This window comes from Desulfococcus multivorans, from assembly GCF_001854245.1.
Classification (GTDB): domain Bacteria; phylum Desulfobacterota; class Desulfobacteria; order Desulfobacterales; family Desulfococcaceae; genus Desulfococcus; species Desulfococcus multivorans.
In genome coordinates, this window is record NZ_CP015381.1 from 2,063,792 (window position 1) to 2,086,397 (window position 22,606).

General features: G+C 58.6%; 22 protein-coding genes. 11 read left to right on the forward strand and 11 right to left on the reverse strand.

The features are described from left to right. The first annotated feature begins 36 nt into the window (after nucleotides 1-36). Nucleotides 37-687, forward strand: coding sequence for a 2Fe-2S iron-sulfur cluster-binding protein (locus dmul_RS08995; RefSeq protein ID WP_020876397.1), 651 nt, complete (start codon nucleotides 37-39; stop codon nucleotides 685-687). Nucleotides 688-752: 65 nt separating this feature from the next. On the opposite strand, the gene dmul_RS09000 is transcribed toward dmul_RS08995, so the two are convergent. Continuing rightward, nucleotides 753-1,196 (reverse strand): universal stress protein, encoded by a 444-nt coding sequence (locus dmul_RS09000; RefSeq protein WP_020876396.1) that lies wholly within the window; start codon nucleotides 1,194-1,196, stop codon nucleotides 753-755. 400 nt (nucleotides 1,197-1,596) lie between these two features. Further along, on the reverse strand, nucleotides 1,597-2,433 hold the full coding sequence (locus dmul_RS09005; RefSeq protein WP_020876395.1) for a TIGR02757 family protein: 837 nt from the start codon (nucleotides 2,431-2,433) through the stop codon (nucleotides 1,597-1,599). Nucleotides 2,434-2,575: 142 nt separating this feature from the next. On the opposite strand from dmul_RS09005, the gene dmul_RS09010 reads away from it, so the two are divergent. Next, nucleotides 2,576-3,256 (forward strand): hypothetical protein, encoded by a 681-nt coding sequence (locus dmul_RS09010; RefSeq protein ID WP_020876394.1) that lies wholly within the window; start codon nucleotides 2,576-2,578, stop codon nucleotides 3,254-3,256. 36 nt (nucleotides 3,257-3,292) lie between these two features. On the opposite strand, the gene dmul_RS09015 is transcribed toward dmul_RS09010, so the two are convergent. The 3 genes from dmul_RS09015 to dmul_RS09025 all read right to left on the reverse strand — a co-directional run bounded on the left by dmul_RS09015 (nucleotide 3,293) and on the right by dmul_RS09025 (nucleotide 5,571). Continuing rightward, on the reverse strand, nucleotides 3,293-3,703 hold the full coding sequence (locus dmul_RS09015; RefSeq protein WP_020876393.1) for a hypothetical protein: 411 nt from the start codon (nucleotides 3,701-3,703) through the stop codon (nucleotides 3,293-3,295). A 187-nt stretch (nucleotides 3,704-3,890) separates the two neighbouring features. Then, complete coding sequence (gene yaaA / locus dmul_RS09020; RefSeq protein ID WP_020876392.1) at nucleotides 3,891-4,664, reverse strand: peroxide stress protein YaaA; 774 nt, start codon at nucleotides 4,662-4,664, stop codon at nucleotides 3,891-3,893. A gap of 28 nt (nucleotides 4,665-4,692) precedes the next feature. Beyond that, on the reverse strand, nucleotides 4,693-5,571 hold the full coding sequence (locus dmul_RS09025) for a DUF2156 domain-containing protein (protein WP_020876391.1): 879 nt from the start codon (nucleotides 5,569-5,571) through the stop codon (nucleotides 4,693-4,695). Between the two features lie 173 nt (nucleotides 5,572-5,744). On the opposite strand from dmul_RS09025, the gene dmul_RS09030 reads away from it, so the two are divergent. Further along, nucleotides 5,745-6,692: a DUF362 domain-containing protein gene (locus dmul_RS09030; RefSeq protein ID WP_020876390.1), complete on the forward strand. Its 948-nt coding sequence runs from the start codon at nucleotides 5,745-5,747 to the stop codon at nucleotides 6,690-6,692. Between the two features lie 216 nt (nucleotides 6,693-6,908). Further along, nucleotides 6,909-8,546, forward strand: a complete 1,638-nt coding sequence (locus tag dmul_RS09035) for a 4Fe-4S binding protein (protein WP_020876389.1) — start codon at nucleotides 6,909-6,911, stop codon at nucleotides 8,544-8,546. Between the two features lie 28 nt (nucleotides 8,547-8,574). Here the strand turns inward: dmul_RS09035 and dmul_RS20465 are convergent, their stop codons facing one another. Next, nucleotides 8,575-8,772 (reverse strand): hypothetical protein, encoded by a 198-nt coding sequence (locus dmul_RS20465; RefSeq protein WP_070962280.1) that lies wholly within the window; start codon nucleotides 8,770-8,772, stop codon nucleotides 8,575-8,577. Continuing rightward, a complete protein-coding gene (locus dmul_RS20470; RefSeq protein WP_070962282.1) occupies nucleotides 8,759-9,319 on the reverse strand; it encodes a hypothetical protein in 561 nt (186 codons plus the stop codon). Before dmul_RS20470 ends, dmul_RS20465 begins: the two co-directional genes overlap by 14 nt. Before the next feature lie 226 nt (nucleotides 9,320-9,545). Here dmul_RS20470 and dmul_RS09050 point away from each other — a divergent pair, with 226 nt between their 5' ends. Beyond that, complete coding sequence (locus dmul_RS09050; RefSeq protein ID WP_020876387.1) at nucleotides 9,546-10,070, forward strand: TM7S3/TM198-like domain-containing protein; 525 nt, start codon at nucleotides 9,546-9,548, stop codon at nucleotides 10,068-10,070. Nucleotides 10,071-10,233: 163 nt separating this feature from the next. Then, a complete protein-coding gene (locus dmul_RS09055) occupies nucleotides 10,234-11,484 on the forward strand; it encodes a M20 metallopeptidase family protein (RefSeq protein WP_020876386.1) in 1,251 nt (416 codons plus the stop codon). A 109-nt stretch (nucleotides 11,485-11,593) separates the two neighbouring features. Here dmul_RS09055 and dmul_RS09060 read toward each other — a convergent pair whose 3' ends face one another. From dmul_RS09060 to dmul_RS09075, 4 genes are all read right to left on the reverse strand, one after another. Continuing rightward, complete coding sequence (locus dmul_RS09060) at nucleotides 11,594-12,496, reverse strand: thiamine pyrophosphate-dependent enzyme (protein WP_020876385.1); 903 nt, start codon at nucleotides 12,494-12,496, stop codon at nucleotides 11,594-11,596. A gap of 257 nt (nucleotides 12,497-12,753) precedes the next feature. After that, a complete protein-coding gene (gene porA / locus dmul_RS09065; RefSeq protein ID WP_020876384.1) occupies nucleotides 12,754-13,923 on the reverse strand; it encodes a pyruvate flavodoxin/ferredoxin oxidoreductase in 1,170 nt (389 codons plus the stop codon). After that, nucleotides 13,920-15,695: an FAD-dependent oxidoreductase gene (locus dmul_RS09070; protein WP_020876383.1), complete on the reverse strand. Its 1,776-nt coding sequence runs from the start codon at nucleotides 15,693-15,695 to the stop codon at nucleotides 13,920-13,922. The genes porA and dmul_RS09070 overlap by 4 nt, the downstream gene beginning before the upstream one ends. Next, a complete protein-coding gene (locus dmul_RS09075; RefSeq protein ID WP_020876382.1) occupies nucleotides 15,685-16,269 on the reverse strand; it encodes a 2-oxoacid:acceptor oxidoreductase family protein in 585 nt (194 codons plus the stop codon). The genes dmul_RS09070 and dmul_RS09075 overlap by 11 nt, the downstream gene beginning before the upstream one ends. Nucleotides 16,270-16,518: 249 nt before the next feature. Between dmul_RS09075 and dmul_RS09080 the strand changes: the two genes are divergently transcribed. The 5 genes from dmul_RS09080 to dmul_RS09100 all read left to right on the forward strand — a co-directional run bounded on the left by dmul_RS09080 (nucleotide 16,519) and on the right by dmul_RS09100 (nucleotide 22,485). Continuing rightward, a complete protein-coding gene (locus dmul_RS09080) occupies nucleotides 16,519-16,971 on the forward strand; it encodes a pyridoxamine 5'-phosphate oxidase family protein (RefSeq protein ID WP_020876381.1) in 453 nt (150 codons plus the stop codon). A 375-nt stretch (nucleotides 16,972-17,346) separates the two neighbouring features. Then, nucleotides 17,347-19,035, forward strand: coding sequence for a sensor histidine kinase (locus dmul_RS09085; protein ID WP_020876380.1), 1,689 nt, complete (start codon nucleotides 17,347-17,349; stop codon nucleotides 19,033-19,035). A gap of 39 nt (nucleotides 19,036-19,074) precedes the next feature. Then, on the forward strand, nucleotides 19,075-19,530 hold the full coding sequence (locus dmul_RS09090; protein WP_040414767.1) for a response regulator: 456 nt from the start codon (nucleotides 19,075-19,077) through the stop codon (nucleotides 19,528-19,530). Nucleotides 19,531-19,589: 59 nt separating this feature from the next. Beyond that, nucleotides 19,590-20,501 (forward strand): CBS domain-containing protein, encoded by a 912-nt coding sequence (locus dmul_RS09095; RefSeq protein WP_040414790.1) that lies wholly within the window; start codon nucleotides 19,590-19,592, stop codon nucleotides 20,499-20,501. Between the two features lie 130 nt (nucleotides 20,502-20,631). Further along, nucleotides 20,632-22,485, forward strand: coding sequence for an SLC13 family permease (locus dmul_RS09100; protein WP_020876377.1), 1,854 nt, complete (start codon nucleotides 20,632-20,634; stop codon nucleotides 22,483-22,485). Nucleotides 22,486-22,606 lie beyond the last annotated feature (121 nt).

Genomic DNA, 22,606 nt, shown 5'->3' on the forward strand with positions numbered 1-22,606 from the left:
TTTGCTTATGATCAAGAACCCTGAGGATATGGGGACATGGTTAACATTATAGTGGACAATCGAGAAATTTCGGTGGAAGAGGGGGTGCCCCTTCTGGCGGCCTGCCTGGAAAACGGTATCGACATTCCAAATCTTTGCTGGATGGAGGGCATGGGTGAACCCTGGGCGGCCTGTCGCCTCTGTTTTGTCGAGATCGAAGGCGAAAAACAGCCCGTTACGTCCTGTACGGTCCTCACCCGAAGCGACATGGTCGTCCGCACCGATACGCCCGCCGTGAGAGCCTTGCAGCAATCGGCCCTGGCACTGCTGCTCTCCGTGCATCATGTGGATTGCAAAAACTGTCATGCCAACAGGAAATGCGCGCTTCAGGATCTTGCCCGGCGTCTCAAGGTCAGCCTGAAGCCGAAGCATCTCGAGAATTACCTCAAACCTGTGGAAAGGGATGAAACCCACCCCAGCCTCGTCTATTTCCCCAATCGATGTGTGTTGTGCGGGAAGTGCATCCATGTCTGCCGCAACCTTCACGGGCAGCCGCTCATTTCATTCGCCAGGCGTGGGTTCGATACGATCGTCAGCTTTCAGGGCGATGATACGGTTTTCAACGCCGAATGCACATCCTGCGGCGCTTGTGCCGCCGTTTGCCCTGTCGGTGCCCTGGCAACGAAAGAAATGCTCAACGGCCTGTAGACTCCCGATTCAACGGCTTCGGTCTTCAGCGGATTTCACCGGATGCACTTCCCTGGAGATGATGATCAATTCGACCGGATGATGAGCAACGGCCGGTCGATACGGTTCAGGACGCCCGACGCCACGCTGCCGTAAAAGGCTCGGGCCAGTCCGCTCCGTCCGTGGCTGGCGATGGCGATCAGGTCTGCTTCCTCCTTCTCCGCCGTGTTCAGAATGGATTGTACCACCGAATCGTAGGAGATGATGGATTTGTTGTTGATCCCTTTTTCAGTGAAACGCCGGGTGATGTCTTCCAGATAGGTCTCAACCTCTTTTTTGCGCCGGGCGTATTCCTCCTCGTAGCCGCTGATATCGACAACCTCCTGGTAACCGGGAACAAAATAATCACCCTCCACGACACGCATGAAAATGATCTGGGAATCATAGCGTTTCGCCAACTCTTCGACATGCGGCAAAATGGCTTCCGCCCGATCGGACCCATCCAATGGAACCAGGATCTTGTTGTACATACGAACCTCCTTTGGTGTTGGGGTTATGGTATCGCTGCCGTTCTATGATGATGGTAATAAAACGCTTTCAGACATTTTGATCATGTCGGTCGCGGCATGTTTTGTTCGCCCGCTGTTTCGGTGCCGGCGTTACCGATTTCAAAGGACGCGGGGACGATCGCGTGGAGGCGCAGGGTGCCGGAACCATAGCTGAAATCGATCCGTGAGGTGTCGCGCGTCTGTGTGTTTGCGCCTGTGTGTTTGCGCCTGTTTGCGCTTTATTTCAATCCAAATGGCGAATGTACGGCATGCCGGAGCGGTGGAGATTGTATTATCTTATCAAAAGATATCATTAATATAACGCCTTTTGTCCCGAAATGCAATGGATTTTATCTCGATTCCCCCAACCGGATTCACCGCGTCACAGGCCAAAATCCGTTATCGACAAATCGTCTCGGATTCCCAATCGGGTGAGCGCGAAATCGTAGCGAACCGGATCCGCCGGTGCATACCGTGCAAATCCCGCGGTAACCTCCAGAGCGGTGGCCATGCTGCAGGACTTCCGCTGCGTGAGTCCGAGATGAAGGGCAATGCGGTGCATGTGGACATCCAGAGGAACGATGAGGCTGGAAGGGGGAATTCCTGCCCATCCACCCGGATCGACGTCATCCGTCCGGACCATCCATCTCAAAAAAAGGTTGATGCGTTTACAGGCGCTCCCTCTGCCGGGAAGCGGCACGAGATGACCGGGATCCCCCATGGCGCAAAGCTCGCGACAGAATCCGTCCAACGCAGGAGCCACGGATGGGTCCGAGGCGTTAAAATGTTTCATGAAGGATTGCCGCAGAGATCCGTCATGGCGGATCATCGCCTTGACACCCATGAGCAGATCCCGGATATGGGCACCTCCTGCAAAGCGATGTTTGAATCCCCTGAATCGGTGGTCGAGGGTTCCGGTGTCGGCTTTTTCCAGAAACGTCGCCGGCGAAGGCCCCATAACCGAGAGGATCTTCCCGACGCTGTTCAGGATCTGGGTGACGCGTCCATAGGCAAGGGACGCGGCGACGATCCCGACGATTTCGCGGTCGCGGAGGGATTCATATCGGTACAGGAACTCCAATGGATCGGGATGAACGAAATTGCGTCGGTTAATGGACCGGTAGAGTGCTTCCAGCTTTGTGGAAAGTTCTGAGTTTTCAGGATTCACGCTCATGTTCTGGATGTCATCCGCGTCCTCAGCCCCAGTATTTACGGACATTTCATCGGTATTCCTGTTGACGGAACAGCCTCGATATCCTATACACGTCTTGAATAGGGATCATGTCTATGGAGGGACAGGACCCGTGATCCTCCTGATAAATGAAACATAACCAGCGGGCATCCGAAGGAAACTCACCGGAATGACAAACGAAAATACCCGAATTCGGGAAACCGTATGGATTATCGGCGCCGGGCGATTCGGTATGATCGCCCTCGAGCGTTTGTCCCGGATCAAGGCATCCGCGCGGTTCGTCGTGGTGGATCCGGACGAGCACCGGTTTTTTCCGGTGGAACACCCCCGGTGCGCCTTCGAGAACATGGACGGGGTTCGCTTTATCCTTCAACATCTCGGAGCGGGAGATCCACCGGATTGGATCATACCTGCCGTGCCCGTTCACCTGGCATCCGAGTGGTGTCTTGGGAGATTAGCCCATCGCGCACGCCGTATTCCCCTGCCCGTGGAATTGAACAGCCTGCTTCGCAACCCCGTTCGGGGCGCCGGCGGTGATATCTACGTTACCCACGCCGATTTTCTTTGTCCGGACGACTGTCCGGAGCCGGCCGGGATCTGCACGGTCACCGGCGCACCCCGGGAGCCCGATATGTTTCGTCTCCTTGCGGAGATTCGCTTCGAGGATTTCGACCCCCTGGTGATCCGGAGCCGGCAGTTGTGTCCCGGCGTCGGTGGATATCGGCCGGATGCGCTTTTTGCGCTGCTTAGCAGACTGGAGGCGGCCGAAGGCCGATTCCTGGTGTCCACCGCGTGTCGGTGCCACGGCGTCATCACCGGGATCGCGGTGGATCCACCGATCGTCCCATGAATCTCCTCCTGCCGATCTCCGCGGCATTGAAAGCCGCTACAGGTAGCGTGATTCATCCCTGTCGAGAAACAGCTTGAACGCATCGTCCGAATTTTCAAACTCGAGGGAGTGTCCTTTACATCCGTTGCGGGTACAGAAATTGACGCTTCCACCCAATGCCAGGTTCACACTGGCCACGGGGGCCTTGCAGGTACAGGTTTTCACGATGGGGAGAAGGTCGTGGCAGAACGGGCAGGCGCATTGCACCACAGCGTCGGGGATGTCGTCCACCCCTTCGAAGACCTTGTTGTAACTGCCATAGATCTGGCTCAGGTAGATACGTCCCTTTTTGTTCTCGATGACGGCTTCCAGCTCGATGGAAGGCAGATTGTCCACCTGAACCGAGGGATTCATCAGGCTTTTTCCGCAATTGGGGCATTTGACGATGACTTCGATTTGATGGGTCATACGGGCCTCCTTGTGTTTGGGTGTCGGTGTCTCGGAGGAAGATGCCGTTTTGACGGGGATCTGAAACGCTGTCATGATGGGTTCGTCAGGCTCGGAACCCACGGATTATCCAATCCTATATCTGAAATGTTTCAAAAAAGCAATGGCGCCCTGATGCCTGACGCCCGGCTTCGGCCGATAATGCCCGTCAGATCGACTTCCGGGAAAAGACCCACCGGTCTTCAGAGGAGAGCCCCGGATCGAACCCATAACCCGCCACCCGGAAGGTTTTGAGATCAGTGGATTTATCGATCCGGTTTCGAATAGCGAACCGCGCCATCATCCCCCGGGCCTTTTTGGCATAGAAGCTGATCACCTTGTATTTCCCGCCCTTGAAATCCATAAAGACCGGTGTAACGATCCCGGCGGACAAACCCTTTTGGACGACGGCCTTGAAATATTCGTTGGATGCCAGGTTGACGAGAATCTTTTCGTCGTGGTCGTCGACAGCCTCGTTCAGGGCATCCGTGATCCGATTACCCCAGAAGCGATAGAGATCCTTTCCCCTTTTGGTGGGCACTCGGGTTCCCATCTCCAGCCGGTAGGCCTGGATGAGATCCAGGGGACGGAGCAGGCCGTAGAGACCGGAAAGGATCCGGAGGTGGTTCTGTGCAAATTGAAACGCCGTATCCGAAAAATCATCCGCCTGAAGTCCCTCGTACACGTCGCCTTTAAACGCCAGAACAGCCGGCTTGGCGTTTTCGGTGGAAAAGGGGCGGCTCCAGCAGGCAAAACGGCGATGGTTCAACTCTGCCAGTCCGGGGCTGATCCCCATCAGTTGGGCCAGGCCCTCCGGGGTATAACCCCTGAGGATTTTTATCAGGATTTCCGACTGATCCAGAAACGCCGGCAGCGAATGGCCCGCTGCCGCAGGCGGCGTTTCGAAATCGAGCGTTTTGGCAGGCGACAGTATCATCAGCATGATCGGATCCCCACGGTGTCCGCTCGACTCAAGCGAAGGTTACCTTGTATTTTCGCACGAAATCGACCGGATGGTAGGACCGTTTGGATTTTCTGAGTCCTTCCTCACCCATATCCTGTTCACGGTTCACCCGCTGGAGGTGAGGGTTGTGGGCGAGAAACATCTGGTTGACGGCCTGGTAGATGCCCTTGTACTCGGCAATCCCCTTCTCGAAGTGGATCAGAACGGTCTCGTCGTTCATCTGTTCCGCCACGGTGAAGGCGGCCATTTCATCCTCTACCATAACGGCGCCGCCGAAAATCCCGTCAAGATCGTCCCAGTAGGCCATAACGCGCGAAATGGCACGATTTTCCGAGGCGAGAGTCTCGTCGGATTCGCAGTCCCGCCATACGCACCAGTCTTCCTGCATCTCCAGGGCGTGATGGATGAGATCGGGGGTCAGCGTCTGATAAGCGTGGTCGTACTTTCGCAGGAACTGGTTCAACAGATTTTTCTTCTTGTGATATCGATTTCCCTTGAGCTCGATGAGATCCTGAACCGAATAGAGATAGTCCCAGTGTTCTTCCGTGGCCGTGACGGCGATACGGTCCTTCAAAGCGTGTTTCCAGTGCCGGATCAGGGGTTCGGGAACCCGCATGACGATCGAATTTTCCGAAAATCGATCCCTGAGACGATCGGCCCAGTCCGCCTGTTCCCACTTTCCGACGGGAGCCCAGAACAATTCGGTGGGCCATGACTGACGAATCCAGACCAGATCGTCGTCCCATGCCCACTCAAGTCCGTATTCCCGCGCCCACCCCCACAGGTTGATGAAGCTGTAATCCGAAGCCTCCCACAGGGAATTCTTCAGACGTTCACGGTACGGCTGCTGTTTCTCCAGGGAGATGGGCTCAAACGCCAATGTCATTCTGTCCTCCGATTGGGTTGATAATGGACCGCTTGTACGGCGGGTTGTCTTTGGTCGTCAGCGTGATTAATTTAGTTGCAATTGCCTATCGTGTCAAAACTTTTCACAAAAAAACAGACAGCCCCGCCAACATCCGTCGTTTTTAAAACGTGATACGGGCAAGGGAGGGCGACATGAATGCACACCGGTTTTTCCAGACGTTTATATCCGAAAAGATCGACCGAAGGTCCTTCATCCGTCAGCAGTTCCACCTCGCCATGCTCCTTGCCGGCGGAATGGTTCTTCCCCGATCGATCTCGGGCGCCGGGGCGCCTGATATCGCCGTTGCCAGGGGTGCCCCGGGAGCGGCCGCCCGAAAAGCCGTCGCACTGCTTGGCGGCATCGACAAATTTGTAAAACCCGGTCAGAAGGTGGTCATCAAACCCAATATGAGCTTCGCCCACGATCCGGAGCGGGGAACCAACACCCATCCCGAAATCGTCAGAGAACTGGTGGCCATGTGTAAGGCGGCCGGCGCCGGGAGGGTGAGGGTGCTGGACCACCCGCTGCGGAAGCAGGAGCTTTGTATCGAAGGGATCAAAAAAGCCTGTGCCGTTTTCGATGAGGAGATGGTCTATGGTCTGACCAACAGCGAATTTTTTGCAAAGGTGCCGATTCCCCGCGGGGTCGAGATGAAAGAAACCGATGTCGTGCGGGATGTTCTGGAGTCGGACGTTCTCATCGCGGCGCCGGTGGCCAAGTCCCACGGCAGTGCGGGGGTCAGCCTCTCCATGAAGGGCATGATGGGATTGATATGGGATCGCTGGGTCATGCATGTCCGCCATGATCTCCACTCATCCATCGTCGACCTGGCCGGCCTTCTGAAACCCGGTCTGGTGGTGGTGGACGCCACGCGGGTGCTTTCCACGGACGGACCTGCGGGCCCTGGGAAGGTGCTCAGAATGGATACGGTGATCGCATCGGCGGACATGGTGGCTGCCGACGCCCAGACCGTTCGCATGTTCGAATGGTACGGCCGCCGGTTCGAACCCCGCCAGGTCAAGCATATCCGCATCGCCCATGAACGGGGTCTGGGCCGCATGGACGTGGAAAACCTGATCGTTGCGGAAGCGGAAGCCTGAATCCATGGGTGTGGGGGGCGTCTCCAAAGGATGTAAATGCCGAATGATTATTGACCGCCCCGGCTGCGGCCGTATATAGTGCGGATAAAGGCTGAAGACTGAAGACTGAAGACTGAAGGGGAATAACCGCTCCGTTCGTTACTGGCGCACCCCTTCAGCCTTCAGCCTTCAGCCTTCAGCCTTCAGTCTACCAAGCCTTCAACCCTATGGATCGTCATGAGACCGTCTTTACAGAGAATCCTGCAAACGCTCAGCTTTCTCCTGTTTGCAGCTCTGATCACCCTGGCCGCTTTTCCGATGGTTTCCCCGCTGCCGGTGGACACTTTTCTGCGGATGGACCCCGTGGTTGCCCTCGCAAGCTGTCTGAGTGCGCGGACACTGATCGTCGTCCTGTGGCCGGCCGCGGCCTTCCTGTTGACGGCTCTGGTGCTTGGGCGTGTTTTCTGCGGCTATGTATGTCCGCTGGGCGCCCTCATCGATGCCTCGGATGGGCTCATTCGTCACGGCCGGGAACGCCGTCCCGGTGGGGAAACGGAACGGTTTGTCGCCTGGGGGCGGCTCAAATACCTGCTCCTCTTCTCGATCTCCGGCGCCGCTGTTGCGGGGGTGTCGCCGGCCGTCCTTGCTTCGCCAATTGTCCTCGTAACGCGCTTTTTCGGGCTGCTGATCTATCCGGCGGCCGCCTTGATCTGCAGTGCCGCGCTGACGCTCGTACGCCCTGCAGCCGATGCGCTGGGGTTGAGCGGCCTCGCTTATCTGCAGATCGACATTCCCCGATATGCATTCCAATGGTTTACGCTGACGACGGTGGGCGGGATCCTTGCCGCAGGGTGGCTGGCCCCGAGATTCTGGTGCCGGTATGTCTGTCCTGCAGGCGCCGCTTTCGCACTCTTTTCCGCGAAGCCGCTGATGCGGCGAAACGTCTCCGACGCCTGCGTGGCATGTGGCGGGTGCCGCAAGGCCTGCCCAATGGCGGCGATTCCTTCGAACCCCTTCGAGACGGCGTTCATGGCGTGTATCACCTGCCGTGCCTGTGAGCGGATGTGCCCGACCGGGGCGATTTCTTTCGCTGCGGGCGGGCCTGCATCGACGACGCCCCCCGCGCTTCCGAAACGCCGGGAGATGCTGCTGGCGGGTCTCGCCGGCGTCGGCACGGCGATGGTGGTCCTGACGGGATTGGGATATCGGCGAAACGAGATTGTCCCAGGCCGGATCCATCCCGCAGACCTGATCCGGCCGCCGGGGGCCGTTCCTGAAAACGATTTTCTTGCCCGCTGCGTTCGGTGCGGGGTCTGCATGAAGGCCTGCCCCACCAACACCCTTCAACCCATGGGGATGGGTGCCGGGCTTGAGTCTTTTTTTACCCCGCGGGTCACGCCTCGCCGGGGCGCCTGCGAACCCCTCTGCAACGTCTGCGGCCATGTCTGTCCCACCGGCGCCATACGGGCCCTGTCGCCGGAGGAGAAAATCTGGGCCAAGATCGGTACGGCCCAGATCCTGCGGCAGAAATGTCTGGCATGGGAATTCGACCGTGGATGCCTGGTCTGCGACGAGGTCTGTCCCTATGACGCCATCTCCCTCAGAACGGTTCCCGAGGCATCGGTTTCCGTGCCCTTTGTGGATGAATCCCGGTGCAGCGGATGCGGGTTCTGCGAACATTACTGCCCCGTTCAGGCCAGGCCTGCCGTCATCGTCGAACCCATGGAGGCGATGCGTCTTTCAGTGGGATCCTTCCGTGAACGGGGACGCGCGGCCGGGCTCGATCTCGCTATTGGCCGGCATCGGACGCCGGAAAGGACGCCGACCGTCAAAGGGGATGCTTCGGACGGCCTTCCGCCCGGATTCACCGATTAGGATCGTCGTCCGCTGAAGAGACCCGCCGCTAGGGCTGCTCCGGCACTGTCCCGGAGACCGGCACCGTCTTGACGTTGATGCCGATCAGGCCGCCCTTCAGTGTCATCCGATGCGGGGTCCCGTCCCGGACCACCACCATTTCAATGGTGTCCGCATCCGCCTTCTCCTTCACGATGGAAACCAACTGCTGGGTGTTTTCGATGCGGATGCCGTCATATTCGATCACCAGATCGCCTTCGCGAAGATCGAGGTCTTCCGCCTGAGTCCCGGTGTTGACGTTGCTCACCTGGACCGCCTTTTCCGACGCATCCTGAGGACTCGGCGCCGCTTCGCCGGCTTCGGGTCCGATTTCCGGAACAGCAGCCGCCAGAGGCGGGCGTGGCGCCCGTCCTGGCCTTCGGTACGACGGAAACCCGGTGCAACTGGGTCTGGTTGTAGAAAAACGCGTAGTTCGTTTCATCCAGGTTGCGGAGAAGACGCTTGATGGCGACCTCCGCGGACTCGTCCGCCGCCGAGAAGCTGATCGACTCCCCCAGGCGGGCATCGAGTCCCGTCACCTCGACGCTGCATTCGCGTTGAATGGCGGCGAGAATTTCTCCCAAAGGCCGGTTCGCCGCTTCAAGGGTGATCTGCTGATTATCGGGCGGAACCGGCGGCAAGGCCGCTTCCGAAAGGAGGGTCGCACCTTGTGCCGGCATCACCCCCGCTGCGAGAATCCAAAACCATATCATGCATGAAAGGCCGCTTCGGAAGAAGCGGAAAATCGTGTTCATATCGTCACTCCATACCCGACCGGATCATTTGCTTGAACGGCCCCGACACTTTTCGGGGCAGCGTCGCAAACCATCAGTGGATCGTTGAGATCAAGCGAATTATTTGTTACAGTATATCCGTTCAGGTCCAATGAATCAAGGCCGGAAACCGATGGCGTGAGGCCGGACCTTTCAGGATCGCGTCTTTTTGGATCTTCATTCGCAATGCAGGGGAGAGGGAGTGCTCATGGTCAATATTCCGGGAACCGTCGTCGGTATTATGATTCTCTTTATCGGACGAAAGCTTTTCTGGCTCTTCGTGGGCAGCCTTGGGCTCATGGCTGGACTGACCTATACCGAAAGGTTTTTAGGGCCCCAGGAGGAGTACGTCATCCTGGGCATTGCCGTATTGATCGGCCTCCTTTTTGCCGTGTCCGCTTTCCTCCTGAAGAAGATCGCCGTCGGTGTGGCGGGCTTTATGGTCGGCGCCTACGTCACGTTCTATTTCCTCAAGGTGTTCGGTTATCACGAAACCCAGTTCGTCTGGCTGATATGCCTCCTTGGAGGGATCGTGGGAATCGCTCTCATGGCCTTTCTGTTTGATTGGGCCATTATATTTCTGTCTTCCGTTTTCGGAGCGGTTCTGGTGATTCAGTCCATCGCTCTCGAGCCCCACATCACCCCGTGGGCGTTTTTCGGCATGGTCATCCTCGGCTGCGCCGCTCAAGCGAAAATCATGTATTCGGAGCCGGGGATGCGGGGGCGTCGGTGACGACTTTCCGGGCCGCCCGGAGCAAGCTTTGGCGGCACTTGAACTAAACCGCGCAGGGCGCGGGCCGTATCCTCCCGGCACCGGCCTGTGAGAGTCGAAAGTTGAGAAGAGATACTGAATCCGGTATGACTTGCCGCCGCAGCGGCGCGTGAAGGAAGACGAGATGAATCGGTTTTTGACGGATGCAAAGATTATCCAGGCAGAGCTCGGCGAGATCCGAAGGGATCTCCATCGGCACCCTGAAACCGGGATGACCGAAACGCGGACGGCCCGGATTGTCGCCGATTATCTGAAGGGGTTGGGTCTTTCGGTTCGGGAAGGGGTCGGCGGCACCGGAGTGGTGGGCTTGCTGTATGGGCAAAGAAAGACCCGAACGGTCGCCTTTCGAGCGGATATGGACGCCCTGCCGATGACGGATCGCACAGCGGGCGAACATCGCTCGCGCATCGACGGCAAAGCCCATGCCTGCGGCCATGACGGCCATACCGCCATGTTGCTGGGAGCGGCGGCGCTCCTCCGCCGTGGTGCCGAAACCCTCGAGGGCAACGTCAAATTCATCTTCCAGCCCAGCGAAGAGCGGTTGCCCGGCGGGGCGCTGCCCATGATCCGCGACGGTGTTCTCGACACCCCCCGGGTGGACGGGCTTTTCACCTGTCACGTCCATCCCGGTGTCCCCCAGGGGTCTGTGATGGTGACGCCAGGGTATTGCACGGTGTCATCGGCGGGGTTCACCCTCGAGGTGATCGGAAAGGGCGGGCATGTGGCTCTTCCCCATCAGGCGGTGGACCCCATCGTCATGGCCGCGGATTGTATCAATGCCGCCCAGACCATCATATCCCGGAGAACCGACCCGCTGGATTCGATTATCCTCGCATTCGGGACGATCCACGGCGGGACCGCCAACAACATCATCCCGGACACCGTGACGCTTGAAGGCACCATCCGGGCTTTGAGCCCGAAGCAGCGGGATCGTGTCGTTGCCATGTTCCGGGAGACCGTCGAAGCGACCGCCCGAAAGCACGGCGGGGATTTCCGTCTCGATGTCAGGATGGAGTATCCGTCCGTTTACAACGCCCTCGGCATGGTCTCCATTCTTCGGGAGGCGGCTGCAAAGGTCGTGGGGGCATCCCGGGTGATCTGTACCGAGCGGCCGTTCATGGGGGGCGAGGATGTCGCCTATTTTCACGAGCGGATTCCGGGCGCCTTCTGGTTCATGGGGACGGGTAACCCGGACATGGGTTTCGATCACCCCCTTCACAGTCCTCTGTTCGATTTCGACGAGACAGTGCTTTCCCTGGGGGCGGCCATCCATGCCCAATGTGCGGCGGACTTCCTGTCGGCGACCGTCGTGCCCCGGGTTCCGGGCGCGGAGACCCGCCGGCAGGGGTGCGAGGCATCCCGGAACCGGCCATGAAGCGTCCTCCGGGTCATCTCTCCGGGCTTTTCACCGACGGCCTGGAATGTCGGCAGTCGGTTCTCCAGCCGGATGTTCGACATGAATCCGGCCGCCTGCCGACCCCGGTTCAGATGTCGGTTTCAGACGGCCACGGCCCGACTTTACGCTTCAGCAGCATCCAGTCTTCGTCCACCATCCCCTGAATTGTATCGTAATCGACCTCGGATAAATGGCTGAAGCGTCCTTGGACCTGAAGATAATCCCTGACCGGGCGGGGGGAGGCATCCTGATTGAGGGTATAGTGAATGCCGTCAGTCACTTCGTAAAGGGGAAAAATACGGGTCTGCACCGCCAGTCGGGCGATCTTGATGCACTGATCGGTGGGGACCCGCCACCCTGTGGGACAGGTGGCGAAAACATGGATGAAGCGGCTGCCGCCCTTGAGCATCCGTGCTCGCTGGAATTTCCGGATCATGTCTTCGGGAAAAGCGATACTGGCGGTTGCGGCGTAAGGGATGCGGTGGGCCGCCAGGGCCTCCACGATATTTTTTTTCCGGGTCTGCTTCCAGTTCGAACCGGGCGTCGTGGTGGTGCGCGTCCCGAAGGGCGTTGACGAACTGCGCTGGACGCCGGTGTTCATATAGGCCTCATTGTCGTAACAGACATAGATGAAATCCTCGTTGCGCTCCACTGCACCGGAGAGGGCCTGGAAACCGATGTCAAAGGTGCCGCCGTCGCCGGCCCAGGCCACCACGACGGTGTCGGTGTCGCCTTTCATGTCGAGCGCTGCCCGAAGACCGCTGGCCGCTGCGCCGGCCGTCGCAAAAGCGGTGTGCAGGATCGGGACCTTGAGGGAGGACTGAGGATGAGAACCGGCGATGATGGCCCAGCAGCAGGCGGGAATCACCATCATGGTTTTTTCGCCCAGGGCGCGGAGGGCGAATTTCATGGCTACCGTGGCGCCGCAGCCGGGACAGCCCACGTGTCCGGAGGTCATGTAATCGGTCTGGGGGAGTGGCGATCTGATCATGATTGAAACCCTTTTTCCTTAAAATGTTCAATTTCCGGTATTCAGAGGCCGGTGGCGACAGAGGACGACCCACGCTCCCTGCGGATTCGTTCACGTGCCGCTGAAGCTTGCTCCGGTCGGTCCGGAAACCCGCCGGCGCTCAAACAGTCCGGGCCGCTCTACTACAGACTGAAGGCTACAGGGGGATGCCTGCGGCGAAAGGGGCGTTGATGCCTATTCAGTCTTCAGCCTTGAGTCTCTATCCGTCAGGCGGTCCGTCACACCGGGCATATCCCGGGGTCCAGCCCGACCCAGACGCTTTCAATCTCCGGATGATCCGCCGATTTGGAACGACGGTAAATCTCCTCGATGATCTCGGGTGTGACGTCCCGACCACCCAGACCGGAAATGTAGCTGAAAACCGACGGCTGCCGTTCGCCGTGATAGAGAGCGGCCCTTATTTCCTGGGCGAAGATGCCGCCCAGGCCGAAACAGAAATTCCGGTCGAGCACGGCGATTTTTTGTGCGTTGCCGACCAGACGCCTCAGAAGATCCGTCGGGAAAGGTCGAAACATCCGGATTTTCAGGAGACCGACCTTTTCGCCGCGATCCCTCAGATCGTCCACCACCTGGCGGCTGGTGCTGACGGCCGTTCCGGCCATTGCCAGGATGATCTCCGCGTCCTCGCATCGATAGGCCTCGAGCATGCCGTAGCGTCTGCCGAAAATATCTTCGAAATCGTTTTCGGCCGTCGTGTAAAGGTCGGGTACCCGTCGCATGCCCGCCTGAATGTCGTATCGCATCTCCATGTAACATCCGGGAGGGGCCATCTGGCTGAGGGCGCAAGGCTCCCGGGTGTCGAGTTGAATCCTGGGGCGGTATGCCGGCAGGAATCGGTCCGCCGTCGCCTGATCGGGGATGTCCACCGGCTCGTAGGTGTGGGAGAGGAAGAATGCGTCCAACACCACCATGACCGGAAGGTCGGCGGATTCGGCCAGACGGAAGGCGAGGAGGGTCGTGTCCAGTGCCTCCTGACCGTCTTCGCAATACAGCTGAATCCACCCGGTATCCCGCTGGGCCAAACTGTCGGTCTGGTCCATCCAGATGTTCCATCCCGGCCCCAACGCCCGGTTGACCTCGGCCATGACGATGGGGAGACGGGCGGCCGAGGCCCAATGGAGCAGTTCATGCATCAGCGCCAGGCCGTGGGATGAGGTGGCCGTGAAGGTCCGGGCGCCGCCGCTGGCGGCCCCGATGACCGCCGCCATGGCTGAATGCTCGCTTTCCACGCAGATGAACCGGCCCGCCATCCGGCCCTGGGCGCAGTATTCCGACAGGGCCTCCACGATATGGGTCTGGGGGGTGATGGGATAGGCCGACATCACCTGAACTCTCGCCAATCGGACCGCTTCGGAAACGGCATGGCTGCCTTCCACCACTTCTTTCATGACTGCTCCTCCTCAAGGGTCATGGCGTTCCTGGGGCATTCCACCACGCAGATGCCGCAGCCCTTGCAGTAATCCAGGTTGATGCACCGGGTGCCGTCCATATAAATCGCCACTTCCGGGCAATAAAGGCGACAGTTGTCACAGTCGTTGCAGATGCCGCAATTGAAGCATCTCGTCGCCTCCCTGACGGCTGTCTCCGGGCTGTAACCGCCTTCGACCTCCTCAAAGGCGGTTCGTCGTTCCAATGGGGAAAGGGTTGGCGGCACGGCGCGGTCGGCCGGCGTAAAGTAATCGGTGTTGATGGCGGTGTAGGGAACGATGGCGGGATTCCGGGATTTACGGCTTCCGGAAAGGTAGATCTCCATGGAGAGGGCCGGCCCGTCGCCGACACGGCATTGAGCGATCCGTTCCGGGATCCCCGCCTTCCCTTCCCGGAAGAGGGTGTCGAGCATCATGGCGGCCTGTTTCCCGGATGCCACGGCGTCGGTGACGCTCCTGACCGGGGCCGTCAGGTCTCCACCGAAAACCAGGGGCAGCCCGGACGCGGGATGCGCCCACAGGGTGCAGTGGCTCATCCTGAGCACATCCGGCCGCTGTTCGGGAGGACGGTACCAGCTTTCCGAGGGCTCGGCACCGATGGCCGAATAGACCTGGTCGACCTTGAGAATGCGGGTTCGTTCACCGTCAGGCACCACGCGGCAGCGACCTCCGGCGGTTTCCATGTCGGTGATCCGCATCTCTTGAAGGGTGAGGGTCAACCGGTCGCCGTCGTTGTCGATTCGAACCGGCGCCGCAAGCTCCATAAGCCGGATGCCTTCGGCCAGCGCCATCCTGATTTCATGGTCGAAGGCGGGCATGTCCCGGCGCCGTCTGCGGTAGACGATAACGGTATCCACTCCCAGGCGAATGAGAGATTGCGCCACGTCGACGGCCGTATTGCCGCCGCCGATGACGGCCGCGGTTCCACCGCTGCAGGTGTTTTCGCCGCGGCGGATGTCGTGGAGGTATCGGAGTCCGTCCTGAACCTTTTCCCCGCCGGGAATGCCCATCTGAAGGGAATGTCCGTGGCCGCACCCCAAAAAGACGGCGTCGTAGGATGCCGCCGCTCCCGCGAGGAATTCAGCGGTCACCGGCTTCCTGCAGTAGATGTTGACCCCCATGTCGACGATTCGGGAGATTTCGGCCTTGAGGGCGTCCTCGGGCAGCCGATACCAGGGGATGCCCCACCGCAGCACGCCGCCGGGCTCGCTGTCCGCGTCAAAAACATCGCAGGCATGTCCCAGGCGGGTCAGGAAATAGGCGGCGGAGAGTCCCGCCGGCCCGGCGCCGGCGATGGCGATTTTTTTCCCATGGATTGCCCGCCGGTCGGCTTCGGCCTCGTCTCCATAAAACGGGTGGGGAACGGCATAGGCATTTTCAATGGCCAGGTCTCCGACGAACCGTTCCAGGTGATGGATGCCGACGGGGCTGTCCATCCGCCCGCGATTGCAGACCCTCTCGCAGGGGTGAAAACAGACCCGTCCGCAGACGGCCGGAAAGGGGTTTTCTCTCAGGATCGTCTCCCATGCGGCCGGAAACATGCCTTGACCCACCAGCATCTCGATGCGGGCGATGTCTTCTCCGACAGGGCAGGCACTGCTGCATGGAGCGGTTTTTTCGTCATAGCCCGGCCGTACGAAGCGCCAGGATCCGGTCTTGTTGATCTCGGTAGAGATGTTCGATCGCGATATCCGCATCGGCGTCTCTTTCATGATTTCCGGATCATACGTCATCTTTATTCCCTGCCTCCGTTGTGGTGTTTGAAAAACGGACCTCCGCGTAGGCCTGTTTGGCGGCGGCGATATTTTCCTCCTGCTTGATGGGAATCTCCTGTCGGATCGCCTCTTCAACGGCGTCCATGGGGGGCATCCCGAGGATCCTGGCGAATGCGCCGATCATGGCCGTGTTGATGATGGGGTGGGTTCTCGTGCCCAGGTGATGGGTCGTGGCGATCCGTGCTGCGTCAACGGTCGCCGTCCGAAAACCGTTGAAGGCTCCGGCGGCCGTCGGTTCGGCTGTGTTGAGCAGTATCCATCCCCCGGGCTTGAGTCCGCGCGTGATGTCGACGCTCTCCAGAAGCTTCACGTCCTGAACCAGAACATGGTCCGGGGTGTAGATGTTGCTTCGAATCCGAATCTTCCGGTGATCGAGACGAAGATAGGCCTCAACCGGCGCTCCTCGGCGCTCGACGCCGAATACCGGGAAGGTCTGAACATAATATCCCGCTTTGAAAAAGGCCTTGGCCAGGATGATGGACGCCACCACCGTCCCCTGCCCGCCGCGGCCGTGAAACCGTATTTCTTCCATGACGCACCCCCGCCTTCTGTTCTCTGCCGTTGTCTCGGAATTTACGAGCCGTTTTGGAATTCGATGCTTCCCGGGATGCGGCGGCAAAGAACCCCCCCGCAACCGTGTCGGGTTTTCGGCCGAAAAAGGGGTCAGCATACCCGAGATTCTCAACCTTTGCAAGACCGCGGTTGGATTGTCTCTTCCATTTTCGTGGTGATTGGGATATATCAGCCGAGGTCAAACCCAATATTCCTTCAAGGGGGCGCAATGCGGTCTTTCATTCAATATGGAAATCAGCTCCGGGAGCTCTTCGCCGCCCAGCAGCTGGCGGTTCTGGCCACCGATGCGGGGGGTCGTCCCTATACCAGCCTCGTTGCCTTTGCGGCGACCGATGATCTCAAAACACTCGTCTTCGCCACGCTCCGGGAGACCCGCAAGTTTTCAAACATCACGCATAACCCTCATGTTTCCCTCCTGATCGACAGCCGATCCAACCAGGTGACGGATTTCCAGGACGCCGTCGCCCTCACGGCCTTGGGGACCGGCGAGGAGGTCTCCGGCGAAGCCAGGGACACCCTGCTTTCCCTGTACCTGGCGCGGCACGCCCATCTGTCGACCTTTGTAAGAACCCCGTCCTGCGCTCTCGTGGCGGTCGCCGTTCGCGAGTACTGCCTGGTGAGCCGATTCCAGAATGTCGACGTATGGAAGATGTCACAGTGAGGCGCGGGTTCGGCCCTGATGTGAACCGAACCGTCGATGCAATATCCGTCTCTTATCCAATCCGTTCCCAATTCAATTCATCCCCATCCATTTGTTTCCTCAGTCGTTCGTAGAAATTTCCGCGCCGGAGGGAAGGCGATCCGCCTGTCGATGACGGCTTCAGGATAGCCGGTTTTACACCCTGTAAAAAATGTCGACAGGGCCGTATGCCCCGGCCTGTGAAATATGAAATCACCATGTCATAAAATATAACGAATTTAATATATTGGATCAATTATGGTGTGTGGCACAATGCTTGCTGTAGATAGTTCGGCAACATCCATGTGCGATAGGGGACCGCCACTGTTCAATAAACGGTTCAAACGGAGACCTGTCATGAAACCGAGCTATTATAAATCGATACAGAACAAGATCCTGATCAGTATGATCCTGGTCCCGGTCGTTTCGTTTGCCCTGAGCCTCCTGCTGGGATCCTATTATTTGACGAACTCTCTGCAGCGCTCCACCATCGCAAGTCTTCAACGGATTGTTTCCGATCATCGCCATATGATCGAATCCTTTCTCACTGAGCGTGCCCACGACCTGCAATTCATCCTCAATACCTATTCCTATGATGACCTGAGCCAGGCGGATCATCTCGGCCGGGTGTTCAAAAACCTCCAGGAACAATCAGGGGCGTTCGTGGACCTGGGGGTGTTTGACCAGGACGGCAACCACGTGGCCTACAACGGGCCCTACGAGCTGAAATGGAAGAACTACGGTTCGGAGAAATGGTTTCAGCGGGCCATGGGGGATGGGATCTACATCAGCGATATCTTTCTGGGGTACCGTCAGGTGCCGCACTTCATCATCGCCGTCAGCAAAAGTGACGGTGGTCGCAGGTGGACCGTCCGCGCCACCATCGACACCCAGTTTTTCACGCAGTTGGTGGAAAGGGTCCGTATCGGCAAGACCGGTGAGGCGTATCTCCTCAATTCCGACGGGGTCCTGCAGACCCGGCAGCGCTCCGGCAGGGATCTGATGGAGAATCCCCTGGACCAGGTCGAATACCCCGGTGATCTCGACAACATTCATACGTACCTCGCGAAGGATATTACCGGAGAAGACTTTCTGTATGCCACCACCTGGCTGAAAGACAAGGAGTGGCTGCTGGTCGTCCGTCAGGAAAAAGCGGAATCCCTCCGGTCACTGATGGCCGCAACCTACGGCATCATTCTGATTTCGATCATCGCGCTTTCGGCCATCGTTGTCGTGGCGTTTTATATCACCGGCCGGATCATCCAGCGGATGAAGGAGATGGACACGGAAAAAGAGAGCCTCAACCAGCAATTGATCAGGGCGCAGCGATTGGCGGAGCTTGGAGAGATGGCGGCTGGGTTTGCCCACGAGATCAACAACCCGCTGCAGATCATTCGAAGCGAACAGGCCTTGATCGAGATGAATTTTCAGGATCTCAAGGCGAGCGGTGCGCTTGAGCCGTCGGAAGCCTTGACGGAGCTCGATGATTCCATGGAGCAGATCAAACTCCAGATCGATCGGTGCGCCGGCATCACCCAAGCCATTCTCAAATTCGGCCGCCAGGGCGAACCCCGTATGCAGAACGTGGACCTCACCGTCTTCATTCCCCAGGTCACGGACATGGTGGCCAAAAAAGCGAGCGTCAACGGCATTGAAATCATCCAGGAGATTGCCGAAGACACCCCTCCGGTCCACGGGGACCCGGGGCAGCTTCAGCAGGTTCTGCTCAATCTCTTCAACAATGCCATGGATGCGGTCATTCATCGGCACGGCGCATCCGGAGGACAGCTCGCGATCCGGACATCGGCTGCCGAAGGCCGGCATACCCGAATCGTTGTCGGGGATAACGGGTGCGGGATCGACGCCGATAACATCAAAAAGATATTCAGCCCGTTTTTCACGACCAAGCCGCCGGGGAAGGGCACCGGTCTGGGTCTGTCGGTTTGCTACGGCATCATCAATACCATGGGCGGAACCATGGAGGTTGAGAGCAGTCCGGGTTCCGGCTCGACCTTTACCATCCTTCTGCCTTCGGCGTCGATTTAGGAAAATGATAAACCAATCAGACAGAATGGGGGAATCAGCATGGAGCAAATGAAAATGATGTTGGTGGACGACGAGGAGCGTTTTCTAACGACGACCCAGAAATTGTTGAACAAGAAAGGCTATGATGTCCAGATCGCGTCGAGTGGCCAGGAAGCCTTGGAGATATTGGAAAGGAAGATCATCCACGTGGTCATTCTCGATGTCAAGATGCCGGGAATGGACGGCATCGAGACCCTCAAACAGATCAAGTCCCGCTTCCCCCTGGTGGAGGTGATCATGCTCACCGGGCACGCTACCGTGGAGTCGGCCGTCGACGGCCTCAAGTCGGGGGCCACCGATTATCTCATGAAGCCCACCGGTCTTGAGGAACTGATCCGGAAGGCGGAAGAGGCCTTTGAAAAATGGAAGCGCATGGAGGAGAAGATTCGGCTGGCCACCAGCAAAAAATACATGAAATCGCCTCGGGAGATCCTCAAGGAATCCGAGCCGGAATAATGCCCGACGGGTTGATTGCCTGCACATCGGACCGGATCATTCAACAAAGGGAGTCACACATGTCTGAGAAAATCAAGGTGCTGATGGTCGACGACGAAGCCAAGTTTCGTGAGACCACTTCGAAAATCCTACGTAAACGAGGTCTGGACACCACGATGGCCGCAACGGGAGAAGAGGCCGTCGACATTCTGACAAAGGAGCCGATGGACGTGGTCGTGCTCGACATCAGGATGCCGGGTATGGACGGCCACGAGGCCCTGGCCAGAATCAAGGAAATCCGTTCAGACACACAGGTGATCATGCTCACCGGGCACGGCGGCGTGGAATCCGCCAAGGCTTCCCTTGAAAAAGGGGCCTTCGACTATCTGAGCAAACCGTGCGACATCGACCTTTTGGTCTCTAAAATCAATGACGCTCACAGGGCTATCCACGACACCGAAGCGTGGGCCACTGAAAAAAAAGCCGGCGAGGTCATGATCCGCGTGGAGGAGTACACCACGATTCAGGGGGATCAGAGCGTCAGGGAAGCCATCGAACACCTGATGCGATCGTTCGAGGGTCTTATCGCCAGCGGATCCGTCATGGAAACCGGACACCGGTCGATTCTGGTGTTCGACCGTGACGGGGATATCGAGGGCATCTTGAGCATCCAGGATCTGATCGGGGCTGTTCGGCCCGCCTATCTTTCCGCACCAAAGCCGTCCATGGCCGATGCCATGCAGTATTCAGCCATGTTCTGGACAGGGCTCTTTACCAGCCAGGCAAAAAAACTGGCTGACGTCATGGTTTCCGACATCATGTCCGCCACGCCGCCGAGCGTGGACGAGAACGCCAACCTCATGGAACTTGCGGATATCATGTACAGCCGCAATGCCAGGCGGGTCGTGGTCACCAACGCCAAGGGGCGGGTGATCGGGGTTGTCCGGGAACAGGAGCTTTTCTTTGAGATGGCGAAGATCATCCTCAAGTGAGGCCGCTTCAGGGCCTAATCCGGCCGGAAAGGAGAGAAGAAGGATGTCGATGAAAAACGCCTTTGGCATGGGTAGCGGCGGCCGGACCGGGCTGCGCGAATCCGATGGATATTCTTGAAAGGAGATTCTGATGTCGGCTGCAAAAAAGAAAAAGGTCACCGGTTACGATAAATATGTGGACTGGAAGTTTTTCATCGTTCCGGTCGTACTTTTTTTCCTGATCCTCGTTCTGCCGACGCCTTACGGCATGAAGGACGTGGGAACGGAATACAAGGTGGGGCCCGGGGCGGTGATCAACCTTATCACCCAGGACCTCTTCGGGAAATCGAGTTCGGACGCGGAGCAGTGGCAGTTGGTGGCGGCCCAGATGATGGAGCAGAATCTCCGTATGGGCGCGTTGACCAAAAACCGGTTCATGAAACGCGACTACAAATGGGTCCGTAAAAACAATATTCAATCGAGCGAGGCCAACTTTAACCGGGCCAGTGAATGGATCGAGGGGAACGTCACCGACGAGCGTTTTGCCGCATTGATGAAAAGCGCCATGGATCTCCGCCGGGACGGGCTCAAGTACGAGAATCTCACCGGGAGGGAAAAAGAGGCGGCGGATAAGGGGGCCTGGCACATCAAGGTGGCCATCGCCATGGGCGCTTTCGTGGTGCTCTGTTTTCTCACCGAATGCATCCCGCTTCCCGGGGTCTCCTTCTGCATCGGCCTGATCCTCGTCTTCTGCGGTGTCGTGGGTCGGGAAGAGGTGGCCATGCTCTATTGGAGCGACGCCTGCTGGTTTATCATGGGCAGCCTGATGTTCGCGGCGGCCTTCGTCAAGACCGGCGTGGACAAGCGGGTCTGCATGATGATGTTCAAACGCCTCGCCGTGCCCAACATCCGGGCCATCACCCTGATCTTCATCGTCATTATCGCACCCCTGGCGGCTTTTATCTCCGATCATGCCCTGGCGGCCATGTTTCTACCCATCGGCATGCTCCTTTACCAGAACAGTCTCACCAAGGAAATTCCGGAAGATCCCGAACTGGGGAAGATGATCATGATCGCCATCGCCATGGCCTGCAACGTCGGCGGGCCGGGAGCGCCTTCGGGCGGTGCGCGGAACGTGATCATGATGACCTACCTCACCGACATGTTCGGGGTGGACATCGGCTATTTCCAGTGGGTCACCTATTGCTTTCCCTTTGTCATCGTCATGATTCCCATCACCTGGATCATCGTCAACTGGCGGTTCAAGCCCCGCATCACCTCCCTGGCTCCGGCCATGGAAAATCTGCAGCGGGAGATCGGGAAAATGGGCGCATGGAACCGTTCCCAGAAAATCGCCCTGGTGATCTTCGTTGTCATGGTCTTCGGGTGGTTCACTGAAAAGGAGTTTTACTCACTGGGGATCTATCCGGTGCGCCTGGGCATCGGGGTCATTGCCGTGGCCGGCGCCGTCGCCTATCTGCTCACCGGCATCGTCAACTGGCGTGACTACCAGGAGAAGGTGGACTGGGGCGTGGTCTGGCTCTATGCCGGCGCCATCATCTTCGGCCGAACCCTGGACGAGACCGGCGCGGCCTACTGGCTGGCCCGATCGGTCATCGAGGTTCTGGCGCCGCTGGGAATGGACTCGGGGCTGCCCCTCATGGCCACCTCCAACGCGCTTACGGCCGTCATCACGAACCTGATGGCGGACGGTCCGGCAGCTGCCGCCGTAGGCCCCATCACCCTCAATATGGCAGGTCTGGTCCATCCGGGGACGACCTATCTGCCCTTCATGGCCATGGCCACGGCCATTGCCTCGTCCTTTGCGTACTGTCTGATCATCGGCACGCCGCCCAACGCCATTGTCTACGCCAGCGGATATCTGGAGCCCAAGGACTTCCTTCGGGCCGGCATACCGGTCTTTTTCGCCTCCAATATCCTTCTCCTGCTCATGACGGCGCTGTACTGGACCTGGCGGGGGTTTGGGGGGATGCCCGCCTACTGAGAAAGCAGGCGGGCGCGGGCGTTGATCATGAAGGTCAAGGGGCAACGCACCGAAAGATCGTCTACACTGAACCGCCTTCGCAAGGCCCCGGATAGAGGCTTTGCGGAGGCTTTCCGACAAG

What these genes read in the sequence shown, in the direction of transcription:
- dmul_RS09010 (WP_020876394.1), top strand. Translation starts at nt 2,576, where the DNA reads ATGACAAACGAAAATACCCGAATTCGGGAAACCGTATGGATTATCGGC.
- dmul_RS09070 (WP_020876383.1), bottom strand. Translation starts at nt 15,695, where the DNA reads ATGACGTATGATCCGGAAATCATGAAAGAGACGCCGATGCGGATATCG.
- dmul_RS09095 (WP_040414790.1), top strand. Translation starts at nt 19,590, where the DNA reads ATGTCTGAGAAAATCAAGGTGCTGATGGTCGACGACGAAGCCAAGTTT.
- dmul_RS09000 (WP_020876396.1), bottom strand. Translation starts at nt 1,196, where the DNA reads ATGTACAACAAGATCCTGGTTCCATTGGATGGGTCCGATCGGGCGGAA.
- dmul_RS09075 (WP_020876382.1), bottom strand. Translation starts at nt 16,269, where the DNA reads ATGGAAGAAATACGGTTTCACGGCCGCGGCGGGCAGGGGACGGTGGTG.
- dmul_RS09085 (WP_020876380.1), top strand. Translation starts at nt 17,347, where the DNA reads ATGAAACCGAGCTATTATAAATCGATACAGAACAAGATCCTGATCAGT.
- dmul_RS09025 (WP_020876391.1), bottom strand. Translation starts at nt 5,571, where the DNA reads ATGACATTGGCGTTTGAGCCCATCTCCCTGGAGAAACAGCAGCCGTAC.
- dmul_RS09060 (WP_020876385.1), bottom strand. Translation starts at nt 12,496, where the DNA reads ATGATCAGATCGCCACTCCCCCAGACCGATTACATGACCTCCGGACAC.
- dmul_RS09050 (WP_020876387.1), top strand. Translation starts at nt 9,546, where the DNA reads ATGGTCAATATTCCGGGAACCGTCGTCGGTATTATGATTCTCTTTATC.
- dmul_RS09080 (WP_020876381.1), top strand. Translation starts at nt 16,519, where the DNA reads ATGCGGTCTTTCATTCAATATGGAAATCAGCTCCGGGAGCTCTTCGCC.
- dmul_RS09035 (WP_020876389.1), top strand. Translation starts at nt 6,909, where the DNA reads ATGAGACCGTCTTTACAGAGAATCCTGCAAACGCTCAGCTTTCTCCTG.
- dmul_RS20470 (WP_070962282.1), bottom strand. Translation starts at nt 9,319, where the DNA reads ATGAACACGATTTTCCGCTTCTTCCGAAGCGGCCTTTCATGCATGATA.
- dmul_RS09090 (WP_040414767.1), top strand. Translation starts at nt 19,075, where the DNA reads ATGGAGCAAATGAAAATGATGTTGGTGGACGACGAGGAGCGTTTTCTA.
- dmul_RS09100 (WP_020876377.1), top strand. Translation starts at nt 20,632, where the DNA reads ATGTCGGCTGCAAAAAAGAAAAAGGTCACCGGTTACGATAAATATGTG.
- dmul_RS09015 (WP_020876393.1), bottom strand. Translation starts at nt 3,703, where the DNA reads ATGACCCATCAAATCGAAGTCATCGTCAAATGCCCCAATTGCGGAAAA.
- yaaA (WP_020876392.1), bottom strand. Translation starts at nt 4,664, where the DNA reads ATGCTGATGATACTGTCGCCTGCCAAAACGCTCGATTTCGAAACGCCG.
- dmul_RS09055 (WP_020876386.1), top strand. Translation starts at nt 10,234, where the DNA reads ATGAATCGGTTTTTGACGGATGCAAAGATTATCCAGGCAGAGCTCGGC.
- dmul_RS09030 (WP_020876390.1), top strand. Translation starts at nt 5,745, where the DNA reads ATGAATGCACACCGGTTTTTCCAGACGTTTATATCCGAAAAGATCGAC.
- dmul_RS08995 (WP_020876397.1), top strand. Translation starts at nt 37, where the DNA reads ATGGTTAACATTATAGTGGACAATCGAGAAATTTCGGTGGAAGAGGGG.
- dmul_RS09005 (WP_020876395.1), bottom strand. Translation starts at nt 2,433, where the DNA reads ATGTCCGTAAATACTGGGGCTGAGGACGCGGATGACATCCAGAACATG.
- porA (WP_020876384.1), bottom strand. Translation starts at nt 13,923, where the DNA reads ATGAAAGAAGTGGTGGAAGGCAGCCATGCCGTTTCCGAAGCGGTCCGA.